The organism is Hymenobacter sediminicola, from assembly GCF_014250515.1.
GTDB classification, from domain to species: Bacteria; Bacteroidota; Bacteroidia; order Cytophagales; family Hymenobacteraceae; genus Hymenobacter; species Hymenobacter sediminicola.
In genome coordinates this window covers 921002-945021 of the sequence record NZ_CP060202.1, presented here as the reverse complement: position 1 = coordinate 945021, position 24020 = coordinate 921002, and the positions used below count along the sequence as shown (strand labels likewise).

Below are 24020 nucleotides of genomic sequence, written 5' to 3'. Positions count from 1 at the left end.
GGCTTGTCGCTCGCGGATCGTTTGTTCCCTTCGCCGGCATTACCCGGGCAGGTTCAATGGGTATGATCTCAGCCCCCTGCCACTCCCGGCCTGGGGCACCCCTAAACTTCTGCTGCAAAGGTAGACCGCAAACCGCTACTTGCAAGCCGGCCGCAGCAGCCCTTTACTTTCGGCTGATTATCAGTTAACTTAGAATTCTACTGCGGTATATAGCAGCCGCACTTTTACCAAAACAACGGCAGCGCTGGCTCCGTTACTTATCTGGTTGCCGTCGGATTACTCCGTTCGTTTGTCTTTCAGCTCTCCCGGCCATGACTCCCCTCGTCTACCTGCTTCTGCTTCTGGCTATTGCCGTGTATTTCGTAGTGATTCCACGGCGCCGCTTCCCTTCCCCACCCCAGCCCGACAACGACGACGATGGGGGCGAACCGCTCGATGACGGCCTGCCCGACCTAGACCTGCCGCCTGGCATCACGCGCCCCATCAACGACTGGGAACCGGACTATAACCGCCGGCCCCGCACGCCTGTGCGCCCCACCGAACCTATGTTGATGTAGCCGCAACAACGGTTTGTAAACCAACGGCCCTTCCGGCCCGCCCTGTTGTGCATCGTGGCTGATACAACGAAAGGGCCAGCCGGAAGGGCCGCTGTGTGTCTGATGTACTTGCTATAAGTCGCGGGCCATGCGCACATAGGCAATAGGGCCCTTATAGAATACTTCACCTTCCGGGTGCATCCCGAAACGAGCGTAGAAAGCAGCACTGTCTTGGCGGGCGTCGCACCAGAGGCGGCGGGCCCCCAGGCGGCGCGCTTCGGCTAGTACGTAGTGCAGCAACGCGCTGCCGATGCCCTGGCGCTGGTAGGCCGGGTCGGTGGCGAACTTGCGGAAGCGGGCCTCCTCCCCTTCCACAAAAAGGGAAATAACCGCTACCAGCTGGTCGTCCTGAAAAGTGCCATAATGGTAGCCTTCGGCGTCGTTTTCCAGCTTCACGTAGTCCAGCGGCATATCGGGCCAGAGCACCTCGTGGCGCAGCAGATAGGTGTGGCTGGGCGCTATGGCCCAGATTGCGGGCAGAGCAGACATGGCTACTCTACCGTGATGCTATAGGACGTTGCAAACTTCTGGCCCGGCTCCAACGCCAAAATACCTTCCTTATCGGCCAGCTCCCCGGTGTCGCCAACAGAGCTGGTAATGCCATGCCAAGGTTCGATGCACACGAATCGGGCACCTTCGCCCTTGGTCCAGAGCCCGAGGTAGGGAAACCCATCGAAGCGCAAGCGCACTGACCGGCCGGACCGGCGGCTTCGCAGCGTGACGTGCGTGAAATCGAAGTGCTTTAGCACCAGCGCATCCCGCTCGAAAAGCTTGTAGCTAAGTGGCAGTGTGGTTTGCTCATTGAGCAGCGCTTCGGTTTCGCCGGTGAGCAGGCCACCTTCCAGCAGGTGCTGCTCCGCTGTTACGGGGTGGTCGAACACAAATTCGTAGTCCTCAAATGTCTCACCATCCTGCAGCGGACAACGAAACGCCGGATGCGCCCCGATACTGAACAGTAGCTCGTCGGTGCCAGCGTTGTGCACTTCCCAGCCAATAGTGAGTTGCGGCCCCGCCAGCCGGTACGAAATCAGCAGACTGAACTCGAAGGGAAACGGGACGCGGATAGCCTCGGTGGCACGCAATTCCAGCACCAGCTCGGCGGCGGTCTGGCGCAGTAGCGTGAATACCTGGTCGCGGGCGAAACCGTGCTGAGTGAGGCGGTAGCTCTGGCCCTGGTGGGTGTAGGTGTCGTTAAGCAGGCGGCCCACTATCGGGAAAAGTACCGGCGCGTGGCGGCCCCACACAGCGGGGGCAGCTTCCCAGATGTACTCCAGGTTGTCAAGGTCTTTGCGGACGAAGCTGCTCAGCTCGGCGCCGTGGGCCTGCACCTGCACGCGGCACAGCTCGTTTTCGAGGGTATAGGTCATGGGGGAAATGGATAGAGCCCGCCACCATGTTGTGGTAAAAATTCCGGTTGCGGTGGCCCCTATACGCAAAAGCACACGGCTGCGGGCACCTGCGCCAGCCGTTTATTCGGCCTGAATTAGCAGCTCATCCACGTGGTAGCAGGCCTGCTCTAGGCGTTGAGCCGGTGGGCCGCTTATTTCGGCGAAGTGCGAGAGTTGCTCCTGCAGCGTGTGCTGATACAGCCGGAAGAATTGCTGGCGCAGGTGCGGATGCTCGCGCAACGGGTCCGGCGCCCAGGGCAGATCCACGTTCAGCAGCAACACCAAATCGTAATGCTGCTGCTCAATCTGCTCCAGAATCCAGTCAGGGCAATGGCCAAACGCGTGCTCCGACCAGATTTTAATGACCAGCAGATCTGTGTCGCAGAAAAAGACTGGCCGGTCCATCTGAATGGCTTGTATTTCGGCTTCGGCTTCGGCCCGCAACTGACCACGGGCTATGGTTTCGAGGTCGTCAAGGGTGTATTTCGGGCCGTGCAGTTCCAAATAGGCGCGGGCGTATTCGGGCGCCCAACTGGTGTTGTAGTGCGCGGCCAGCTGGCGGCTAAGGGTGGTTTTGCCCGTCGATTCGGGGCCAGTGAGAGCAACACGCAGCATAAAAATGGGGCCTTAGAATTAGACGGTAGGACTATGCTGCGCAACCGCCGAAGAGTCGGCCGCCTGCTCCTTCTTCATTGATTTCCGCCACTCCAGGTAGCCATACACGGCCAGCCCCAGATACAGCGCATACAGGCCACTGGTCGGGTACAGCTGTTTGTACCAGAGAATCGGCACGTACAGCAGGTCCACCACAATCCAGAGCCACCAGTTTTCGAGCCGCTTGCGCATCAGTAGAAACTGCGCGGCCAGGCTACCGGCCGTCGTGAAACTGTCCCAGTGCGGCAGCGTGGCATCGGTGTGGTGCTCCAGGTAGTAACCGAAACCGGTGGTAAACGTGACGATAAATACCGCGCAGGCTACCCATTCCCAGCGCCGCGTGCGCGACACTGGCAGCTCGGTTTTGCTGCGCCCGCCATACAGCCACTCATACCAGCCATACAGGCTCAACAGAATGAACATAATCTGCAGCAGCGAATCGGAATACAAGCCGGCACCATAGTACACCACGATGTAGAGGGCGCAGCTGAAAATGGCCACCGGGAAGTTCCACAACGACTCGCGGGCGGCCAGCCATACGCAGGCAAAGCCGGTCAGCACAGCCACCCATTCCAGCGGCGTGTTGCCGACGGCGGCGGTCCAGAACTCGTAGAACGAATGCAGCAAGGCGGAAGGCGAAAAGGCGAAATGTCTGTTACTGAACCCCAGTCAGCGCAAACTACGGCCAAAGCTAACGAGCTAGCGCCTAATTTTGCCTTTCATCTGCCTTCTCACGTCGTATGCTGCCCGAACTCACGCCCGAACAACTGCATTCCCGCCTTCAGAGCGGCGAAAATATCCAGCTCGTGGACGTGCGGCAGCCGGAAGAATACGCTTACTGCCGCATCGAGGGTAGTGAGTTGATTCCGCTGGGCGAGCTGGCCCGCCGCGCCGACGAAGTAGCCGACGACCGGCCCGTAGTGCTCATTTGCCACCACGGCGTGCGCTCCATGCAGGCGCTGGCCTACCTGCAGCACCGCCACGAACTGACCAACCTGCTGAATCTGCGCGGCGGCATTCATGCCTGGAGCCTGCAGGTAGACCCCTCGGTGGCTGTTTATTGAGCTTTATTTCACCTGCCATGAACTTCCCCGACCTCCCGATAGTAGCCGCGCTGCCCGGCCTACTCACGGCGCTGGCTGCTCATGAGCGAGTAGTGCTGCAGGCTCCGCCTGGCGCCGGCAAAACCACCGTGGTACCGCTGGCGCTGCTGGATGCCGCGTGGCGGGACGGAGGCAAAATCCTGATGCTGGAGCCGCGGCAGCTGGCGGCCCGCGCCGCCGCTACTCGCTTGGCCAAGCTGCTGGGCGAGCCGGTGGGCGAAACCGTAGGCTACCGCGTGCGGCTAGAAAGCAAGGTATCGGCCCGCACCCGCATCGAAGTCATTACGGAAGGCATCCTGACGCGCCTCATTCAGGACGACCCGGCGCTGGAAGGCGTGGCGGCCGTTATTTTCGACGAGTTTCATGAGCGCAGCCTCCGCGCCGACCTGGGGTTGGCGCTGGCCCTCGATGCGCAGGCCGTGCTGCGGCCCGAACTGCGGATTCTGGTGATGAGTGCCACGCTGGAAGCCGAGCGGATGGGCACCTGGCTGCAGGCTCCGGTAGTGAGCAGCGCCGGGTTTCTGTTTCCAGTGGAGACGCACTATCTGAGCCCGCGCCAAGCAGCGGCCGGCGGCTCGCGTCCCGCCGAGCGGCTGGCTACGCTGGTGCCCACGGCCGTGCGCGAAGCCCTACGCCAGCACCCCGACGGCGACCTGCTGGTATTCCTGCCTGGTCTCGCCGACCTGCGCCGCGTGGCGGAAAAGTTGGAATCGACTTTATCCAATGAGGTGCACCTGCACTTGCTGCATGGCGAGCTGCCGCTGGCCGAGCAGGATGCCGCGTTGCGCCCCGTGCCGGCTGGGCAGCGCAAAATTGTGCTCAGCACCGCCATTTCCGAAACCAGCCTCACCATTGAGGGCGTGAAAGTGGTGATTGACGGTGGTTTTGCGCGGGTGCCGCGCTTTCAGGCCCGCACCGGCTTCAGCACCCTCGAAACTGTGCCCGTGAGCCAGGCTGCTGCCGATCAGCGCCGGGGCCGCGCCGGGCGCCTCGGCCCCGGCACCTGCTACCGCCTCTGGACTACCACTGAGCACGACGCGCTACCGGCCTACCTGCCGCCCGAAATTCTTACTGCCGACCTTAGCAGCCTGGCCCTGGAGCTGGCCCTCTGGGGTTCTGCCCCGCAAAACCTGCGCTGGCTCGATGCGCCGCCCGCTCCTGCCTTGGCCCTCGCCAACGACCTGCTACGCCGTCTGGGAGCGGTTATGGGTGATGAGGTAAATGGTGATGGAGTGAATAGTGAATCGCCCGGCTCACCTCCCCAAAAGCCTACGCCGCATGGTCGGGCGCTGGCGCGGCTGGGGCTGGCGCCGCGGCTCGGCCACTTGGTAGTGCGCGGGCATGAGCTGGGTCACGGTCCGGCCGCTGCCGCATTGGCGGCGCTGCTTTCGGAGCGCGACGTGCTGCGGGCTGCCGACGCCCACCCCACCCCACCCGACCTGCGTCTGCGCTTCGAGGCCATTGCGCACGGCCGGGCACCGCTACCAGGCCTGCTGGTGCAGCACCACATTCTGCACCGCGTCCGTGATGCCGCCCGCAACCTGCGCCAGCGCGCCGGAATCCGGGAAAATGCTACTTCTGCTGATGCCGATGCAGCCGGTCTGCTTACGGCCCTCGCCTATCCCGACCGGGTGGCGCAGCGCGAAACCGCTGACCGGGTGCGCCTGGCCACCGGCCAGCGCGTGGCCCTGCCCGCCGAGCATTTCGGCCGCGACGACCAATTTCTGGCCGTTGCCTACCTCGATGGGCCACCGCACCAGTTACGCGCCGCGCTGGCGGCCCCCGTGAGCCGGCCGGAACTGGAAGAATTATTTAAGGAGCAGATTGAAGCCACAGACGAAGTGCGCTGGGATGCCGCTACGGGCCGCGTGCTGGCCCGCCGCCGCCGCCGATTGGGCGCCTTGGTTCTTTCAGATGTAGCCTTGCCCCAACCCGATCCGGCCCTGGTAGCCGCAACGCTGCTAGAGGCGCTGCGCACCGAAGGCATTGCGCGGCTACCCTGGAGTGAGGCTGGCACCGCGCTACGGGAGCGGCTGGCGTTTCTGCATCAGCAGTTTTCGGATACCTGGCCCGATGTGTCGGACGAAACGTTGCTGGCGGAGCTGGAGGACTGGCTGGAACCGCAGCTCATGGGCCTGAAAAGTCTGCAGGAAGTGAGCCGGCTGAATTGGCCGGAGCTCCTACTGCAGCGGTTGCCCGGCGGCTGGAACCAGCGCCAGGAGCTGGACCGCCTCGCGCCCTCTCACCTCGAAGTTCCCAGCGGCTCCCATGTTGCGCTGGACTATTCTGATGCTGCTGCGCCTGTATTAGCTGTGAAGCTGCAGGAAGTGTTTGGCCTGCTCGATACGCCGCGTATTGCGCAAGGAAGAGTGCCGCTCACCCTACATCTGCTTTCGCCGGGCGGCCGGCCGGCCCAAGTCACGCGGGATTTGCGCAGCTTCTGGCAACACGGCTACTTTGAGGTGCGCAAAGACCTGCGCGGGCGCTACCCCAAACACCCCTGGCCCGACGACCCGCTCTCGGCTATTCCAACCAAGCTCACTAAGAAGCGTTTCGAAGCCGGCCAATCCTAGACTTTACAGGTACTGGGATACGCTTTTCGTCTGCCAGGAACCGCCTTGGTAACATTAGCGTAACATAGGCCTATTCCCACCCACAGTTTTTGCTTTTGCGCTTTCTTCCTGCCACCACCGCTCTACTTCTTGCTGCCACTTTAGGAGTACAGGCCCAAACCACGCCGGCTCGCGTCAACGACCACAACGCCCATACCTGGCTGATGTACTTCAGCGACGCACGCCTCTCGGAGCGCTGGGGCGTGCACACAGAGGCACAGTGGCGGCGTAGCGAAGTGCTGGCCGGCTCGCAGCAGGACTTCGTGCGGGCGGGCATCAACTACTATGCGGGCCCTCGTCTGATGCTTACGGGCGGCTACGCATTTGCCCTTACGCACCCGTATGGTGAGTTTCCGGCGGCCAGCCGCTTTCCTGAGCACCGCATCTATCAGCAGGTGTTGTTGCGCGATGCCTTAGGCCGGGTGCAGGTGTCGCACCGCTACCGGCAGGAGCAGCGCTGGCTGCGCCGCCCCGGCAACGACCAGTTCACCTATCTCAACCGCACCCGCTACCAGCTGCGCCTGATGCTGCCGCTCAACGGCACGGGCCAGCTGCAGCCGCACACGCCGTATCTGGCAGCCGCCAATGAGGTGTTTGTGAATTTCGGACGGAACGTAGCAAACAACTTTTTCGACCAGAATCGTGCTTCACTGGCCTGTGGTTATCAGTTTTCCAAAGCTACTTCAGTCGAAGTCGGCTACCTGCACCAGCTTGTGCAGCAGGGCAACGGCATTGTGTTCGAGCACAACCACACCCTTCAGATTGGACTGAATTTCAACCCTGACTTCCGGCGTCAGGCAGATCCACAGCCAGTACCGGCCACTGAGTAAGCTCCGCTTTAGCCGGAAATCTGGTCGTCGAGCAGTTCGGCAGCAGTTTGGCCGGGAGTAGGCGTGTAGTGGCGGTGCAGCCAGCGGCTCAGGCCTCCCAATCCCGGAAACAACACCCGTTCCGTGATACCCGCCTGGTCGAGCTTGTCGCGCACTTCCCACTTCAGATTTGCCGGAATAATGATGCGAAAATATAGCTCCGGATGTTGCTCTAGCCACTCGTGCAGGGTATCCTGCGCCGTATTGATCAGCGAAAACAGGGCGTACTGGTGCACAATGCGTGCATCGAGGGAAGGCGGCTCCAGAAAAAGCAGAAACGGCTCCCGCTGCAGCAATTCCAGGTCGCGCAGGGTGCTGCAAAGCGGCTCCAGCAACTCCGGCGTAAACACGTTGGAGCCTTCCGAGCGTAGCGCTTCCCGCAGACTGGGTGGCAGGAACTCGGCAGCTTTCACGTAGTCGATGGCCCAGATAACGCCCGGTTGGTCGTAGGCTTCCAGGTCGTCGGTAGCGAAGTGTAGGGCCACGTAGGGCGAGTAGGTCCAGTCGAGCATGCGGGTGGGCAGGCCATGGTGCTGGGCCAGTGCCAGCCAGTTCCACACCGACGTGCCGGGCTGGCTAAAGTCGCGGGCGTATTTGCGGAAATTGCGCAGCAAATGGTTTTCCAGCAGGTGATACTCGCCACCAAGGCGCTGCAGGCTGGTCGTGAGCGGCCAGGTTTCGGAGCGCAGCCCCCGGTACACGAACGGCGAGCGAAACCGGCCGATACGGCCGTCCCAGGTTCCCTGAAACAGGGCCTGCTGTAGGTCAGTCCAGGAAGTTACTTCGAGGTCGTTGGGAGTGGCTGGCACGGCTAGCTGAAGAGTTGAGTGGGTAGGCAAGATACGCAGGCAGGATGCCAAAATGGGCAGCCGCGCCCTATCAAAGCGCAACTGCCCATGCTATTTCCAGCTACTTCGGCTGCTACTCGCCGGCCGGAAAATCGGCGGAGTCGCCGAGGTCGGCTACCTGTTCCAGCTCTTTTACCAGCCCGGTGAATTTTTCGCGGGCGCCTTTTACGGCTGCTTTGCCAAGCGGCAGGTGCAGCGGCGGATTTTCCTGACGCACCAGTTCAAACATGATTTTGGCGGCGCGTTGCGGGTCGCCAGGCTGCCGGCCGCTGTAGCCCTGAATGCCTTTCAGGTTTTCGCCTACCGTGGCGCGGTAGTCCTCAATGGCCGTATCGGCGTAGGTGGCCGAGCTGCCGGCCCACTCGGTGCGGAAGCCGCTGGGCTCGATGTTCGTGACGTGGATACCAAGCGGCGCTACCTGCTGGCTCAGGCTTTCACCGATGGCCTCCAGGGCAAACTTGCTGGCATTGTAGACGCCCACGCCGGGAAATGTTTTCAGGCCCCCGATGCTAGTGATGTTGAGTATGTGGCCGCTGCGCCGCTCGCGCAGGTGCGGCAGCACGGCCCGCAGTACGTGCAGCGGCCCAAACACGTTCACGTCGAACTGGCGTTGCACTTCTTTGGCGTCAATTTCCTCAATGCTGCCCAAGGAGCCGTAGCCGGCATTGTTCACGATTACGTCGAGGTGACCAAAATGCTGGATGGCATCGGCAATGCCCTGCTTCACCTGCGCTTCGTCGGTTACTTCTACCACGAAGCCACGGCCATTTTCGCTGGCCTTCTGCGTGAATTCGTCGGCTTGCTCCTGCTTGCGGAAGGTAGCGGCTACTTTGTCGCCGTTGCGGAGGCAGTAGTCGGCCAGCTCTTTGCCAAAACCGGTACTGACGCCGGTAATAAACCAATGTTTGGTGGTTGCCATGTGCTAGGTGTGGTTGGTTAAGACCGACCGGAGTTCCGGCGGCTGGCAGGTGTAACTCCCGAAGCGGCTTTCCGGTTTTGGCGGGCATCGGTTTTTGCCTTGCTCGGTTTAAAGAAAACCAGCCATTCTTCTATCATAGCCCGAAATACAACCGCCCGATAACACAGAACCCAACTTTCCGCCGTAGCTTTGTCTGGCAATAAGTAGCACCTAATCTTCTTGTTGCCATGGCCGACTACGCTGCCAAAATTGCCTTCGAGGCGCTAACCTACGACGACGTCCTGCTACTACCCGGTTATTCGGAAGTACTGCCCCGCGACGCCGACCCGAGCGCCCAGCTCACCCGCAACATCCGGCTTAAGCTACCTTTCGTTTCGGCGGCCATGGACACCGTAACCGAAGCCGAAATGGCCATTGCCATGGCCCAGGAAGGCGGCATCGGCATCATTCACAAGAACATGAGCATCCGGGCGCAGGCCGAACTGGTGCGACGCGTGAAACGCTCGGAAAGCGGCATGATCCTCGACCCGTTTACGCTGGAGGAAACCGCCACCCTCGCCGATGCCAAGAAGCTGATGCGCACCAACAACATCGGGGGCATTCCGATTGTGGATGAGCAGCGCCGCCTCAAGGGCATCCTCACCAACCGCGACCTGCGTTTCGAGAAGGACATGACCCGTTCCGTAGCCGATGTGATGACGGCCACGCCCCTCGTAACGGCCAAAGCCGGCACCGAGCTGGCCGATGCCGAAGACATTCTGCAGGACTCGAAAGTAGAGAAGCTACCGGTGGTAGATACCGACGGCCGCCTCGTAGGCCTCATTACCTATAAGGACATCCGGAAGCGCCGCCGCACGCCCAACGCCTGCAAAGACAAATTCGGCCGCCTACGCGTAGGGGCTGCCGTGGGCGTCACGGCCGATTTGCTGGACCGCGTAGCCGCACTGGTAGAAGCCGGCGTCGACGTGGTGAGTGTAGACACGGCCCACGGCCACAGCAAAGGTGTGCTCGATGCCGTGCGCAACCTCAAGCAGCAGTATCCCAACCTCGAAGTAATAGCTGGCAACGTCGCCACCGCTGAAGGGGCCCGCGCCTTGGCCGATGCCGGTGCCGACGCCGTGAAAGTGGGCGTAGGCCCGGGCTCCATCTGCACTACCCGTATCATTGCCGGTATCGGTGTGCCGCAGCTGTCGGCGGTGCTGGAAGCGGCTCGTGGCTTGGAGGGCACCGGGGTTCCGCTCATTGCCGACGGCGGCATCAAGTTCTCCGGCGACGTGGTGAAGGCGCTGGCTGCTGGCGCTTCTACTATTATGGTCGGCTCATTGCTGGCCGGCACCGAAGAAGCTCCTGGCGAGGTGACCCTGTTCGAAGGCCGCAAGTACAAGAGCTACCGCGGCATGGGTTCCGTAGAGGCTATGGAAGATGGCTCCAAGGACCGTTATTTCCAGGATGCCGAGGACGACGTAAAGAAGCTGGTGCCCGAAGGCATTGTAGGCCGCGTAGCCTACAAAGGCTTGGCCTCCGAGGTGCTGTTTCAGTTGGCCGGAGGCCTGCGGGCCGGCATGGGCTACTGTGGCGCGGCTACTATAGAAGTGCTGCAAACGGCCCGCTTCGTACGCATCACGGGGGCCGGCCTCCGCGAGTCGCACCCGCACGATGTGCAGATTACGCAGGAAGCCCCCAACTATAGCAGCAAGTAGGCTGACAGTAAGCACACTGCAAAAGAAAAGCAGCAGCAGCAGAAATGGCAGGTAGCCAGGATTCTGCTGCTGCTGCTTTTTTCGTGTTGGGTCCGGCGGATTCTTTCCATTTTCCACATTAGAATACCTGTTTATCTTAGCGGTCCGTTTTGCCCCTGCGCCTATACTTCTCGCGGAACACAGGGGACACCATTCCGCTTCTATGTCCTTTCGTCACCGATTAAAAGCCGTACTGTTTCCGCTGAGTATATTCAGCTGGCTGCTGCTATTGCTTAGTACACTTAGCAATACGCAGGGCAGAGCAGCTGACTGGCTGGGTGGCCCTTGGCCTACCTGGGTAACGCTTGTTGCACAGGCTCTTTTTGCGGCGGGTGTTTTCATATATCAGCGAGGCCGCACCGAGCCGCTTGTCGGCAACGACTTTGTGGGCATGATGCGCCGTTTGGTGCTGGGGCCAGGTATGCTGGCTACCGTTTGCGTGGGCCTGCACCTTGTGGAACGGGCATTGCAGTACAAGCTGCCAACCAACGACCGGACGCTACTGGCGGTGATTTACACTGTTAACCTGGGGCTGTTCGTCGTATTCTTGGCTAATACCAACTATTCCTGGCGTAGCCTAGTGCTGTTCAGGGCAAAGCCGCGTATTCAACGGGAGTGGATATGGTTTGAGGTTCTGCTAGGCTCTACCCTTTTGTTTCGGCTACTCAATTGGGTGCCGCCTCATCCTTTCGACTACCTGATTCTGGGTTTTCTGGCCGTCTTTGGTGTGTACCTAAGTGGCAACCAACAGTGGGTAGCCTACCTCAGCCGCCGCCAGAAATGGGAAGCCGTGTTGCTGCAGATTGCCATTCTGCTCTCCATGGCGGTGTTTGTGTCGTATTTCCTACGCATCGAGCACGACCCCAATCTGGTAGCACCGGCTCCACAACAGGCATTTTTGCTGCTTACGGTCTTCTTCGCGGGCTTCTATGCCCTGATGGGGCTATTAGTAACGCTGTTCAACCTGCCTACCGCAGGGATTTTTGAGCAGAAACGAGAGGAAATCCTGAGTCTGCAGCGCCTTACCCAGCTCATTCAGCGGGGTCAGAGCGAGGAGGAAGTATACACCATGCTCTTCGACTCGGCAGTACAGACCGTGGATGCCGATGCGGCCTGGATTATGCTGGAAGACGAAACCGGCACCCGGCAGGGCCAGCACTACCGTGTATCGCCGGAGCAGACGGCCGCCGTGCATCAGCTGCTGCAGGAGCACAACCTGCAGCACATCGAATACCTCAACAACGACCTGAAAGGCAGCAGCGGCTTCCGCGACCTGAACCTGCCGTACGGCTCTCTCATTGTGATGCCGTTGCGCTCAGCTAAACGGCACTATGGGGCGCTCTACATGCTGAAACAGGCGCGCCAGGGTTTCGACCGGGAAAACCTGAGTATTCTGCAGACCTTCGCCAGCCAGACGGTACTCAGTATCGAGAACCTGAATCTGATGAATGTGTCGCTGGAAAACCAGCGCGTGCAGGAAGAGTTGAAAATTGCTTCAGCGGTTCAGGATAGTCTTATCCCCAAGAACCTGCCCATCGACAGCTGGTTTGATATCAGTTCTTTCGCGGCTTCAGCCAAGGAAGTAGGCGGTGACTTCTACGACTTTCTACATCTACCAGGCCGCCGGTTGGCCATCCTCATCGGCGACGTGAGTGGTAAAGGCGTAACGGCGGCCTTCCATGTGGCTCAAATGAAGGGCATTTTTCATGCGCTGATGCAGGAAAATCCCTTGGCAAAGTCAGAGCGTGACCGGTTTCCGGTGCCTAGCCGCTTTATGGCACAGGCCAACCATGCCCTGGCCCGGTGCTTAGAGAAATCGGCATTTATTACGGCGTCTCTCTACATCATCGACTATGAAAATGGTGGGTTCGTGTTTGCGCGGGCCGGGCATTGCCATACCCTTTACTACCATTCCATCAAAGAAGAGGTATCGTATTTCCAGACGGCCGGCCTGGGGCTGGGCATTATCCGGAACGAGACCTACGAAAAGCACATCAAGAACCAGTTCTACGATTATAATCCGGGCGACGTAATGGTCATTTACACCGACGGAATTGTGGAAGCGCGCAATGCGGCGCAAGAAGAGTATGGGGAGGAAAGACTGCACCAGATGCTGGAAAAGACGTATTACCTCGACGCCGACGAAATAAAGCAGCAGATCTTAGACGATTTGGCACAGTTCAGCTTCGGCCAGCCTATGCACGACGACCAGACCTTGCTGGTCGTCAAGTTCAAGTCGGCCCAACCCGGCTCTCCTAACTGACGTACTGTGGACTTATGAAAATAACGCAACACTCTTCCGCCAATACTCTTACGCTAAGCCTCGACGGTGAGCTGGACGCTAGTTCTTCGGTGCTACTCGATTCTGAACTGGCTAAGCCTGAAACGCTGCAGTTTGAGAAGGTTCTCATCGACTGCCGTAACCTGAATTATATTTCTTCGGCCGGTTTGGGCGTTTTTATCTCGCATCTGCAGCAGTTTCAGGACGCTGGCGTAAAGCTGGTATTCTTCAACATGCAGGATAAAGTGCACAACGTATTCGAAATTCTGGGCCTCGACGCACTGATGACCATTGTGCCCTCCCAGGCAGAAGCCACCGCTCTTTAATCACTTGTCGGTTTTCGACAGGCCCGCAGGATGAAAAATGCACTCCGGATCAGCTGTAGCCGCCACAACCTTAAGGTTGTGCGCGACTTCGTGACGGATTACCTGAAGGCCTACCAACTCCCCGACCTCCAGCTCAACCAGATTGTGCTGGCCGTTGACGAAGTAGTAGCAAACCTGATTATCCACGCCAATTCCGAAGATGAGTCGCAGCATCTGGATCTGGCCTTGGATGTAAATAACAAGCAGTTTGGCATTGAAATATTTGATGATGCCACCAGTTCCTATGCCCCTGCTACCTACCATGAGCCGGATCTGCAGGAATACATCCGGCAAGGTCGTAAAGGCGGCGTGGGCATGACGCTGGTCAACCGCATTATGGACCGGGTCGAGTTCAGCACCCAGGGCCGCCGCAACGTATGCCGGCTCTATAAGCAGCTCTGAGCCCCTGCTTTACCTAGTAGCCGTCTATACCACTTCAGCAAACGCCCTGATAGTCAACTCTGACCATCAGGGCGTTTGTATTCTACCAATACTGCTGTAGCGTTTAGTCTCACTGCCTAAGCCTCGTTCTGGCTATTGAGTACTCAACCCCCGAAAAAAATCCGTAAAATTGCGTCAGGCAGTATGCTACGCTTGGCTTGGCCAGGGAGCAACTGCCGCGCATAGCAGTTTCTTATCTATTGTATGCACAAACGCATTTTGTACGCCGGCACTACCGCCGTAGCGCTGCTGGCAGCTTGCCAGTCTACTAAACCTACCACCGCTTCTAAGCAGCCTGTCATTGAAACGCTTGGCACCACGCAAGTGCCAGCCGGGGAGTTTGCTTACGTGTACCGCAAAAACAACGGTTCGGCACCGGAGTTCGGCACCCGTCCCAGCGTTACGGAGTACCTAGACCTGTACACCAATTTCAAGCTGAAGGTGCTGGAGGCGGAGCAGCGTGGCCTCGACACCACCCAGGCTTTCAAGCGGGAACTCGACGGCTATAAGCAGCAGCTGGCACAGCCGTATTTGACGGAAAAGAGCGTGACCGACCAATTGGTGCGCGAAGCCTACGAGCGGATGAGCAAAGAAGTAAATGCTTCGCACATCCTGATTCGTATGGCTCCCGATGCTGAACCCAAGGATACGCTGGCTGCTTTCCAGAAAATCACGGCGTTGCGCCAGCGGGTAAGCGGCGAAAACTTCGAGCAGGTAGCCCGCGAGGTAAGTGAAGACCCTTCGGCCCGCGAAAACGGCGGCCGTCTGGGCTATTTCACCGCCATGCAGATGGTGTATCCGTTTGAGTCGGCGGCGTTCAAAACGCAGGTAGGCCAAGTGTCGCAGCCAGTGCGCACCCGCTTCGGCTACCATATTATTAAGGTAAATGACATCCGGCCGGCGCAGGGCGAAATCAAGGTGGCTCACCTGATGATTCGCTCTACGCCCGGCATGCCCAAAGCCGACTCGGTAACGGCCAAAAAGAAGATAGATGAGCTGCACAGCCGCCTGACCCAGCGCAAAGAGCCTTGGGATAAGCTGGTAGCGCAGTTTTCGGAAGATGCCGGCTCGGCGGCCAACGGCGGCGAATTGCCCCCTTTCGGCACGGGCCGTATGATTCCGAGCTTCGAGGAAGTGGCGTTCAAGCTGACTACGCCCGGCCAGATTTCGCAGCCAGTGCAGACCCCTTATGGCTGGCACATCATCAAACTGATTGAGAAGCAGCCAGTGCCGACGTTTGAAGCCATGGAGCCCACGCTGAAAAGCAAAGTGGCCAAGGACTCTCGCTCGGAGCTGAATAAAGCGGCTTTCCTGAAGCGCATCCGCACCGAAAACCAGTTCACCGAGAATAAGAGTGCCAAAGACTATGTGCTAGGCAAAGCGGATACGTCGTTGGTCAATGGCCGCTTCAAGTACACGGCCCCAGTTGCGTCGGCCACTACCGGCAAAAACGCCAAAAAAGCTGAAGGTGATGCGCAAACTCTCTTCACCATCAAGGACAAGCCCTACACGGTAGCTGATTTCCTGACTTACGCGCAGCAGAACCAACGGGCCCGCCCCGGCGCCGAACCGAGCTTTGTGGCTCAGCAGCTCTACGACCAATATGTGGAGCAAAGCCTGACCAACTTTGAGAAAGACAACCTCGAAGGCAAATACGAAGATTACCGCATGCTGGTGAAAGAGTACCGCGACGGTATTCTGCTATTCCAGCTGATGGATGAAAAAGTATGGAGCAAAGCCATTGAAGACACGGTAGGCCTGCAGAAGTACTTCGCCGAAAACCAGAGCAAATACCAGTGGGACAGCCGCGCCCAAGGCACCGTTATCAGCGCCGCTTCGCCGGAGCTGCTGGCCAAAGCCAAGCAGCAGCTGAAAGTGGGCCGCTACGATGTAGCGCGCCTGACGCCAGTGCCAGTTGGCTATTCGCCCGGCACCGACAAGCTGCTGAAAGGCGCTAAGCTGATGCTGGACCGGCTGGCCAGCGTGATGCAGGCTGATACTACTCTGAGCGTAACGCTGACCGGCCGCGCTAAGAAAGGTGAAACGGCCATGGCCCGCCGCCGCGCCGCTGCCGCCGCTACCTACCTGACGGCCAAAGGAGTTCCGGCAAACCGCATCAGACAGACGACGCAAGCCAAAGCCTCAACCGAAATAGCCACCGTGCTTGCCGTAACCAGCACCAGCACAACGGCACTGGAAGAAGTGCTGAATGCCCAGAATCCGCTGTCGGTACAAATCACGCAGAAGGCGTTTGCCAAAGGCGACAACAAAGTGGTGGACGAGCTGATGGCGCGCGGCCCTGGCTCCTACGACGTACAGAAAGACGGCCGCTACTACACCGTTATGATTGATAAAGTGCTGCCGGCTGGCCCCAAAACGCTGGCTGAAGCCCGCGGCCAGGCTACCTCCGATTACCAGAACTATCTGGAAAAAGAGTGGATTGCCCAGCTCCGCGCCAAGTATCCGGTGCAGATCAACCAAGCAGAAGTAGATAAGCTGGTAACCAAATAAGGCAATTCAGCTACCACAGCAACAAAAAACCCTGGTTTCGGCCGGGGCTTTTTGTTGCTGTAGTAGCTGAATTGCAGCTGCGCGCTACGGCCTTGCAACGCTGGCCGGCTTTTCAGACTCCCTGTCCTGACCCGGCGTGGCAGCGTCGTTTTTGCCGGAGAAAGGATTTATGTTGAAATTTACCGGCGACTTTGTGCGTTCAGCCAAGTGTCGGGGGTAGTCAGGCCGTTTGGGCTGCGCTAGCCGTATACATTGAAGATTCCATGACCCATTTCCTTCGTTTGCCGAAGCGAGCCGCGCTGCTGACCCTCGCGCTGCTGGCCGGTACCATTGCCTCTAGTTTTGCTCAGCTCGGCATTGGTCGTCCCGCTGGCCGCCAGATCGTCGACGGTATCATTGCCAAGATTGATAATCAGATTGTGCTGCGCTCTGATTTGGAGGCCATTTATGCGCAGGAAGTCGCCCGCGCCGAAGGTAAGCCACTTCCGCCCAACCTGAAGTGCCGTATCCTACAAAGCCTCGCTCTGAACAAACTACTGTTGGCTAAGGCCGAAACCGACTCGGTGGTAGTGGAAGATGCGCAGGTGAAGAACGAGCTAGACCGCCGCATGAACTATTTCGCGCAGCAGATTGGCTCTGAGAAAAAGCTGGAAGAGTACTACAACAAGCCCATCAAGCAGCTTAAGGAAGAATTGCGGCCGCAGGTGCGTGAGCAGCTGACCCAGCAGAAAATGCAGGACCAGATTGCCGGCAAAGTAACAGTAACGCCCCGCGAGGTGCGCCAGTATTTCAGCCGCATTCCGAAGGACAGCCTCCCCTACTACTCCACAGAGGTAGAAGTAGGCCAGATTATCAAATACGCTAAGGTAAACTCCTCCGCCAAGCAAGCCGCGCAGACACAGCTTAATGATTTGCGAGCCCGGATTCTGGCTGGTGAGAGTTTTGAGGAGTTGGCCAAGCAGTATTCCCAGGACCCCGGCTCGGGGGCCCAGGGTGGCTACCTGGGCTTTTTCGGACGCAAAGAGCTGGTGCCGGAGTACGAGGCCGCCGCACTGCGTTTAGAGCCAGGCCAATTGTCGCCGGTTGTGGAGTCGCAGTTCGGCTTTCACCTGATTCAGCTGATTGAGCGCAAAGGCGACAAGTACAGCACCCGCCATATTCTGCTCAAGCCCGCCACCGGCGCTACCGACGCCAACGAATCGGCGAAGGAACTCGTGAAGCTGCGCCGCCGCATCCTGTCCGACAGCACCACGTTTGCTAAAGCAGCCAAGGACAACTCCGACGATAAACAGACTGGTGCAAACGGTGGCCTGCTTCAAAACCGCGAAGATGGCAGCACCTACCTGCCGCTCGACAAGCTGGACCCAGCCATTTTCTTCACCATCGACACGATGAAAGTGGGCAACGTTACGCCGCCCATGCCCTACCGCACCGATGATGGCAAGGACGCCGTGCGCATCATCTGGCTGAAGTCGAACACGCCTCCCCATCAGGCCAACTTCAAGGACGACTATCAGAAACTAGCTGCCGCTGCCTTGGCTGAAAAGAAAAACAAGGCCCTGGACGAGTGGTTTTCTCAGAACCGCGGCAGTGTGTACATCGAAGTGGACCCGCAGTACGCCGACTGCAAGCTGCTGGACGTGACCAACTAGGCCACAAAAGCAGCTTGGTTTACTGCGCTGCGTATTTCCAGCTCTGAATTCGAAACTATCATCACATGTAGTGACGAACTCAACACGCTCGTATGTGAAATGGGACGTGCATTACTCATCTTGCCGACAACCCACCACAACGGGTAAATGCGCAACCTGCATCTTTTCTATATCGAGCAAGGCGACATTCTGCTAGACTATACGTCTTTCCTATTCACGCCAACAACTGCACGTATGCAGTTGTTGGGAGAAGCCAACTAACCATCCTAGAATGCGCACATTCTCTTCCGACAAAGAAGCCGCCGACGCACTGGCCCAATCGTACCGCGCTTTGCGCCAGGAAATCGGCAAAGTCATTATCGGACAGGATGAGGTGGTGAAGCTGGTGCTGACGGCCGTGTTTTCGCAGGGCCACTGCCTGCTGGTAGGTGTGCCGGGGCTGGCCAAAACGCTGCTTATCCAGACTATTGCCGATTCGCTTGACCTCTCGTTCAACCGTGTGCAGTTCACGCCGGACCTGATGCCTTCTGACATTGTGGGCTCGGAAACCATGAACCAGCAGCGCGACTTCCACTTTGTGCCGGGCCCGATTTTCGCCAACATTGTGCTGGCGGATGAAATCAACCGGACGCCGCCCAAAACTCAGGCAGCACTGCTGGAAAGCATGCAGGAATACGCCGTGACGGTAGCTGGCCGGCGCTATCCACTGGAGCGCCCGTTTTTCGTGCTGGCTACCCAGAACCCGATTGAGCAGGAAGGCACCTATCCGCTGCCTGAAGCACAGTTGGACCGTTTCATGTTCAACATAGAACTGGGCTACCCCAGCTATGAAGCAGAGCTGCAAATCGTGAAGAACACGACTTCCGATACCAAGCCCACGGTCAATAAGATTCTGCACGCCGACGAAATCCAGGCCTTCCAGCACCTGGTGCGCCGCGTGCCCGTGGCCGACAATGTGGTAGAATACGCCGTGAGCCTGGTGCACAAAACCCGCCCCGGCACCGAGCGGGGCGCAGCCCGTGCTACGCAGCTACTCGAATGGGGCGCCGGTCCGCGTGCTTCGCAGCATCTGATTGTAGGCGCCAAGTGCAATGCGCTGCTCAACGGCAAATACTCGCCCGATATCGAGGATGTGAAAGCCGTAGCGCTGCCTATTTTGCGCCACCGTTTGGTTCGCAACTTCAAGGCGGAAGCCGAAGGGGTAACGGTAGAGCAGATTGTAAAGGAGTTGTTGTAAGTCAGTTTTAACCGCCGCGTTGCGCATGTTGCAACACGGCAGATTACGAAAATACCATGGAAGCTTCTGGCTACTATCAGCAGTTTGAGCGCAACATCGACATCATCTTCGATGCACTGCGAGTTGGTCTCGACCTGCGTACTACGGCGCTTGCCACCTCTCTACCGCTGGAAATCTACGTTTTGTGCGAAGTCCTGAACCAGGGCGGCGCCCAATACCGGCTCACTACGGAAGGCGTAGAACGAGTAGGCGAATTTCTGGCACAGTTTGAGCCACAGAAAGCCGCAACGGAAGCCATTATGGTACGTCTGCTGGCTGATCATCGTGCCATGATGCGGACGCCCGAAGGCCGCGTTTTGACCAAAGAAATGCTGATTCGTCGTCTCGAATATTTCAACGAGGCCGCCCGCCAGGTAAACGTGATGCGTACCCAGCAAGCCCTCGGCAGCCCCGATCAGCATAAATCCGGTATAGGAGCGGCGCTTCAGAAGTAGACAGTCGCAATTGCCTGCCATCTGCCCTAAATGCGTGACTAGGTGAATCTTCACCTCCAGTTATATACTTCATGAAAAAGAGGCTTGCCTAACGGCAAGCCTCTTTTCGTTTTAGGTGCTTCAGAAGTTCTGAAATCAGGGCTTGGCGTTTCAGACAGTCATGGTGCCGGTGGCTTCCTTCCGAATTTTGGCGTGGCCTTCCTTGCCATGGTTGAGGTGCAGGTCGCCGGCTGGCTGCTGTTTCAGGTGTGCAGGCACCTCCTCACCAGACAGACTCTTGGACAGCGTTACGCCGCCATCCACGAAATAAGTGGCGCCCGTTACGTAGCTGGCTTCATCCGAGGCCAGGAACAGGTATACGTTGGCTACTTCCTCGGGAGTGCCACGGCGGCCGAGTGGCACTCCGTTCACCGTGTTCTTTTCCATTTTGCTATCCATAGGGCCGGTCTCCTTATGCGTCCAGGCCGTGTCAATGGGGCCCGGCCCCACACAGTTTACCCGTACTCCATGCTTGGCCTGCTCTACGGCCAGACCGCGCGAGAATGTCATCACCCAAGCCTTGGTGCCGCCATAGGGCGTAATCATAGGCGAGCCCATCTGGCCGGCCTCTGAACCCGCTGACACGATGTTGCCTTTGGTTTTTTGCAGGTGCGGCAGCGCTGCCCGGCTCATCATAAAGGCGGTGTAGATGTTGTTTTTGATCATGTATTCGAATGCCTCAACCGGATACTTGTCCAATTCGGCTGTGGCCGGAAACACGCCAGCATTATTGATCAGGATATCCAGCTTGCCAAAATCATCGAGGGCGAGCTGTACACAGGCCTCCGCGCTGTCTTCTATCGAGACGTCACCTAGATAACCTATTGCCTTGCCGCCGCTGGCCTGAATTTCGTCCACTACTTTGCGCACCGGGTCGCTGGGCAATCCGCAGACAACTACTGAGGCTCCTTCCGCCGCGAATTTCTTGCTAATGGCCTCGCCGATACCTGAGCCACCACCTGTCACAATAGCTACTTTGCCTTCCAGTCTTCTTTTCATGTTATCAGAGAATTTTGTTGAGAAGTTAGCCGGCACAGTAGATAGGACTATAGAGCTGCGTCAGCGTTCTGGCTAAACGACATCTTATGCAGTGGGTTATCGTTGGGCTAGTAGCTGCTGAGGCTTTTCAGCCATTCTGCGGCACCCACGCGTAGGTACAGGCATCAGCGCCCAAAATCATGTACTCCTTCCCGTCGCCTCCCTGTGCGCCGCCTTCGGCGTCGCTGTCTACTGCCCGGCTTACCCTTCGCCCGTATCAGGCTACCGATCAGGCCAGCTTTTTCACTCTGCTCAATCAAAACCGAGAGCGGCTGGAGCCGGCTTTTCCGTCGCGGGTTGCCGCCGTACGCACGCCAGCTGATGCCGGCAGGATATTGGCCCAGTTTGCACATGACTGGCACACCGGCCGGCTCTATGTGTTCGGTATCTGGCACACGGCAACCAACGCCTACCTCGGCGACATCAGCCTGCGGCCTTCCTGGAGTACGCCTGTTAGTGCTGAAATAGGGTATTATCTGGCGGCCGAGGCCGAAGGATACGGCTATGCGCGTGAGGCGCTGGCGGCCGCCGTACAGTTTGGGTTTGGCGAGACGCTGCGGGCTGGTAGCCTCACCCTCCGCAGCCGCCGCGACAATCCCCGTAGCATGGCAGTGGCCGAGCATGTAGGATTCCGGCCAGTGGTAGCTCGAAGGCGGCTCTTGTCCCTACGCACCGGCGACAACGACATTACACATTACCGTCTGGAGCGGTAGAATTCCTTCTCGCTCCTATTCCACGCCCCTGCGTATGGTAGTTAGCAGGAAGCTCTGGTTGAAGTTGAAATACAGCGCGAAAGAGAAGTCAAACAGGCCGTTGTTGAGGTCATAGAGCGGCTCGAAGCGCGTGGTCATGATGAGGTTGCCGGGCAGCCGGTAATCCTTCAGGAACCGCACGATGAGCAGCTGCCGGTCTTTCTCCAGATACTGCGGGTCGCTGACGGAGTTGGAAATGGAGCGGTAGAGCGTTCCGCCTAAGGGTGAGATATAACCGTTACCGCGCCAGTAGGCCACTTGCACGTTGGACAGATGCGTATCTACGCCGCCATTCAAATACAGGCCGGTACCACTCTGATACGGCAGCTGGTACGTGAAAGAATAGTCATGGAAATAGGTGAAGTAAGCGTCAGCATGTACTGCGTGGAAAAACCGGGACGTGAGCGGCTTGCGCACCCGAATACCACTGGCTAGGTTGAACAGGGTTTGGAGGGGCGTAGGCACGGTATCAATCTGGCCGCCGCGGTGAGTACCCGTGAACTGAAACGGCACCCGCAGCCACAGACTGCTGGAGTCGCCGAGTAGCGTTGCTTCCGTAGAAAGGCCACCAGCCACCTCTTCCTGAAAATTGCTGAACCGATACTGCTGCCGCTGCCAGTCTACCCACGCGTCCAGGTTCAGGCGGGGCTTCTGCAGCTTGTATTGCACTCCTTCTTCCAATCGGTTGGTCATCACCCGCTCGAAGTCAAACATCGGCTCGATATAGCCGTGGTGCAGGTTGCCTTCAATGTTGCCGAACAGAATGCTGTGCGGACCGTTCTGGTACTTCACCGTGAGCAGCGGCCGTACCTGCCGCAGCCGGGGCGTACCATAGTCTCGCCACAGAAAAACACCGGCTTCTACTCGCAAATTGGCACTCGGGAAATACACCAGCCGTGGCAGCAGCTGCGCCCCGAAGTAGGTGCGGCCATCTTCTAGCTTGTTGAAATACTCGTTGTCTTTGTTGAATAAAAAGGCCTGCACATCGAGCCGAAGCTGCCGCTCGTATTGCGGCCCCACTACCAGCGGATGTAAAAAAGCCCGGTTATCCAGCTGGGCCTGTGCCGAAGGCGCACCGTTCAGCCAGCTTACGAGCGTCAGGATCAGGACAATAGAAAAGCGGCTTTTTGCCAAATATTTTAGCATGGAAAAATAGCGGCGAATTCAACGAATTTTTTTAGCATTGTGGGCACAAAATATAGGCCGGCTGCGTTACCACTAGCCGACCCGGAAAGGCTCCGACGGTACGGCTTTGCACAGCTCTTTGTGGGTTGCGCAGGCCGTTGAAAACGCCTACATTCACCAAACCTAAGCATTTCCCAACAACCTCATTCCAATGGCTGCAACCACCACTGACAAAGCTGAAAAGGCAGACAAGACGGCTAACAACGCCACTGAGAAAATGAAAGCCCTTCAGCTGACGCTGGATAAGCTCGACAAAGCCTATGGCAAGGGCACCGTCATGAAACTGAGCGACAACAAGGTGATGGATGTGGAAGTCATCAGCACCGGTTCGCTTGGCCTTGACATTGCGCTGGGCGTAGGAGGTCTGCCTAAGGGCCGTGTCGTAGAAATCTACGGTCCGGAATCATCGGGTAAAACTACCCTCACAATGCACTGCATTGCGGAAGCGCAGAAGAAAGGCGGCATGGCGGCCTTCATCGACGCCGAACATGCCTTCGATCCGGCTTACGCTGCCAAACTCGGCATCGACACCAAAAACCTGCTTATTGCCCAGCCTGATAATGGCGAGCAAGCCCTCGAAATTGCCGACCAGCTGATTTCCAGCGGCGCCATCGATATCATCGTTATTGACTCCGTGGCGGCTCTGGTACCGAAAGGCGAACTGGAAGGCGACATGGGTGACTCGAAAGTGGGTCTGCATGCCCGTCTGATGTCGCAGGCTCTGCGGAAGCTGACCGGCACCATCAACAAAACCGGCTGCTGCTGCATCTTCATCAACCAGTTGCGTGAGAAAATCGGTGTGATGTTCGGTTCGCCTGAAACGACTACCGGTGGTAACGCCCTGAAATTCTACGCTTCGGTTCGCCTCGACATTCGTCGTATCGGCCAGATCAAAGAAGATAAGGATAACGTGACCGGCAACCGCACCAAAGTGAAGGTGGTGAAGAACAAAGTAGCGCCGCCTTTCAAGGTGATTGAGTTCGATATTATCTACAACGAAGGCATCAGCAAAGTCGGCGAAATCCTCGACCTCGGCGTTGATATGGGCATTATTGCCAAGTCAGGCTCGTGGTTCTCGTACAACGGTGACCGTCTCGGCCAAGGCCGCGAAGGGGTAAAAACCATTCTGCAGGACAACCCCGAACTGGCCGACAAAATTGAAGCTCAGATCCGGGCTATGGTGAAAGGTGAGCCAGAAACTGCCTTGGCTGCTATTCCGGAAGACCGCAGCACCGACGAGGACGAGGACGCGCTGTAAGAAGCACTCCTGCTGACGTTGTCCAGCGAATTAAAGCCT

At 58.2% G+C, this 24020-nt stretch carries 22 protein-coding genes and 1 riboswitch; of the genes, 14 read left to right on the top strand and 8 right to left on the bottom strand.

What is annotated here, in order from left to right:
* Nucleotides 1–6: 6 nt before the first annotated feature.
* Nucleotides 7–113: riboswitch (TPP riboswitch) on the bottom strand.
* A 198-nt stretch (nt 114–311) separates the two neighbouring features.
* Nucleotides 312–557, top strand: a complete 246-nt coding sequence (locus tag H4317_RS04075) for a hypothetical protein (RefSeq protein WP_185888879.1) — start codon at nt 312–314, stop codon at nt 555–557.
* Between the two features lie 111 nt (nt 558–668).
* Here H4317_RS04075 and H4317_RS04070 read toward each other — a convergent pair whose 3' ends face one another.
* The 4 genes from H4317_RS04070 to pnuC form a co-directional block, all read right to left on the bottom strand.
* Nucleotides 669–1085 (bottom strand): GNAT family N-acetyltransferase, encoded by a 417-nt coding sequence (locus tag H4317_RS04070; RefSeq protein ID WP_185888878.1) that lies wholly within the window; start codon nt 1083–1085, stop codon nt 669–671.
* Between the two features lie 2 nt (nt 1086–1087).
* A complete protein-coding gene (locus tag H4317_RS04065; RefSeq protein ID WP_185888877.1) occupies nt 1088–1963 on the bottom strand; it encodes an aldose 1-epimerase family protein in 876 nt (291 codons plus the stop codon).
* Nucleotides 1964–2065: 102 nt separating this feature from the next.
* A complete protein-coding gene (locus tag H4317_RS04060; protein WP_185888876.1) occupies nt 2066–2599 on the bottom strand; it encodes an AAA family ATPase in 534 nt (177 codons plus the stop codon).
* A gap of 18 nt (nt 2600–2617) precedes the next feature.
* On the bottom strand, nt 2618–3265 hold the full coding sequence (gene pnuC, locus H4317_RS04055) for a nicotinamide riboside transporter PnuC (protein WP_185888875.1): 648 nt from the start codon (nt 3263–3265) through the stop codon (nt 2618–2620).
* 113 nt (nt 3266–3378) lie between these two features.
* On the opposite strand from pnuC, the gene H4317_RS04050 reads away from it, so the two are divergent.
* From H4317_RS04050 to H4317_RS04040, 3 genes are all read left to right on the top strand, one after another.
* Nucleotides 3379–3702 (top strand): rhodanese-like domain-containing protein, encoded by a 324-nt coding sequence (locus H4317_RS04050; RefSeq protein WP_185888874.1) that lies wholly within the window; start codon nt 3379–3381, stop codon nt 3700–3702.
* A gap of 17 nt (nt 3703–3719) precedes the next feature.
* A complete protein-coding gene (gene hrpB / locus H4317_RS04045) occupies nt 3720–6314 on the top strand; it encodes an ATP-dependent helicase HrpB (protein ID WP_185888873.1) in 2595 nt (864 codons plus the stop codon).
* A 95-nt stretch (nt 6315–6409) separates the two neighbouring features.
* Entirely contained in the window at nt 6410–7183 is a 774-nt protein-coding gene (locus H4317_RS04040; protein ID WP_185888872.1) for a DUF2490 domain-containing protein, read from the top strand.
* A gap of 8 nt (nt 7184–7191) precedes the next feature.
* On the opposite strand, the gene H4317_RS04035 is transcribed toward H4317_RS04040, so the two are convergent.
* Together H4317_RS04035 and H4317_RS04030 are read right to left on the bottom strand one after the other, a co-directional pair.
* Entirely contained in the window at nt 7192–8031 is an 840-nt protein-coding gene (locus H4317_RS04035; protein ID WP_185888871.1) for an FRG domain-containing protein, read from the bottom strand.
* A gap of 112 nt (nt 8032–8143) precedes the next feature.
* Nucleotides 8144–8989 (bottom strand): oxidoreductase, encoded by an 846-nt coding sequence (locus H4317_RS04030; RefSeq protein ID WP_185888870.1) that lies wholly within the window; start codon nt 8987–8989, stop codon nt 8144–8146.
* A gap of 227 nt (nt 8990–9216) precedes the next feature.
* Between H4317_RS04030 and guaB the strand changes: the two genes are divergently transcribed.
* The 8 genes from guaB to H4317_RS03990 all read left to right on the top strand — a co-directional run bounded on the left by guaB (nt 9217) and on the right by H4317_RS03990 (nt 19709).
* Nucleotides 9217–10689, top strand: coding sequence for an IMP dehydrogenase (gene guaB, locus H4317_RS04025; RefSeq protein ID WP_185888869.1), 1473 nt, complete (start codon nt 9217–9219; stop codon nt 10687–10689).
* Nucleotides 10690–10891: 202 nt separating this feature from the next.
* Nucleotides 10892–12991 carry a PP2C family protein-serine/threonine phosphatase gene (locus tag H4317_RS04020; RefSeq protein WP_185888868.1) on the top strand — a complete coding sequence of 700 codons (2100 nt, stop codon included), beginning with the start codon at nt 10892–10894 and terminating at the stop codon, nt 12989–12991.
* A 14-nt stretch (nt 12992–13005) separates the two neighbouring features.
* Nucleotides 13006–13335: an STAS domain-containing protein gene (locus tag H4317_RS04015; protein ID WP_185888867.1), complete on the top strand. Its 330-nt coding sequence runs from the start codon at nt 13006–13008 to the stop codon at nt 13333–13335.
* A 30-nt stretch (nt 13336–13365) separates the two neighbouring features.
* Nucleotides 13366–13776 (top strand): ATP-binding protein, encoded by a 411-nt coding sequence (locus H4317_RS04010; RefSeq protein WP_185888866.1) that lies wholly within the window; start codon nt 13366–13368, stop codon nt 13774–13776.
* Between the two features lie 243 nt (nt 13777–14019).
* Nucleotides 14020–16326, top strand: a complete 2307-nt coding sequence (locus tag H4317_RS04005) for a peptidylprolyl isomerase (RefSeq protein WP_185888865.1) — start codon at nt 14020–14022, stop codon at nt 16324–16326.
* Between the two features lie 263 nt (nt 16327–16589).
* Nucleotides 16590–17978 (top strand): peptidylprolyl isomerase, encoded by a 1389-nt coding sequence (locus tag H4317_RS04000; RefSeq protein WP_185888864.1) that lies wholly within the window; start codon nt 16590–16592, stop codon nt 17976–17978.
* A 271-nt stretch (nt 17979–18249) separates the two neighbouring features.
* Entirely contained in the window at nt 18250–19215 is a 966-nt protein-coding gene (locus H4317_RS03995; protein ID WP_185888863.1) for an AAA family ATPase, read from the top strand.
* A 56-nt stretch (nt 19216–19271) separates the two neighbouring features.
* On the top strand, nt 19272–19709 hold the full coding sequence (locus H4317_RS03990; RefSeq protein WP_185888862.1) for a hypothetical protein: 438 nt from the start codon (nt 19272–19274) through the stop codon (nt 19707–19709).
* Between the two features lie 150 nt (nt 19710–19859).
* On the opposite strand, the gene H4317_RS03985 is transcribed toward H4317_RS03990, so the two are convergent.
* On the bottom strand, nt 19860–20747 hold the full coding sequence (locus H4317_RS03985; RefSeq protein WP_185888861.1) for an SDR family NAD(P)-dependent oxidoreductase: 888 nt from the start codon (nt 20745–20747) through the stop codon (nt 19860–19862).
* A 179-nt stretch (nt 20748–20926) separates the two neighbouring features.
* Here H4317_RS03985 and H4317_RS03980 point away from each other — a divergent pair, with 179 nt between their 5' ends.
* On the top strand, nt 20927–21499 hold the full coding sequence (locus H4317_RS03980) for a GNAT family N-acetyltransferase (RefSeq protein WP_185888860.1): 573 nt from the start codon (nt 20927–20929) through the stop codon (nt 21497–21499).
* 15 nt (nt 21500–21514) lie between these two features.
* Here H4317_RS03980 and H4317_RS03975 read toward each other — a convergent pair whose 3' ends face one another.
* The gene (locus H4317_RS03975) at nt 21515–22684 is read right to left on the bottom strand and encodes a lipid A deacylase (RefSeq protein WP_185888859.1); all 1170 of its coding nucleotides are present in this window, start codon (nt 22682–22684) and stop codon (nt 21515–21517) included.
* Between the two features lie 256 nt (nt 22685–22940).
* Between H4317_RS03975 and recA the strand changes: the two genes are divergently transcribed.
* Nucleotides 22941–23981: a recombinase RecA gene (recA, locus tag H4317_RS03970; RefSeq protein WP_185889933.1), complete on the top strand. Its 1041-nt coding sequence runs from the start codon at nt 22941–22943 to the stop codon at nt 23979–23981.
* Nucleotides 23982–24020: the final 39 nt, after the last annotated feature.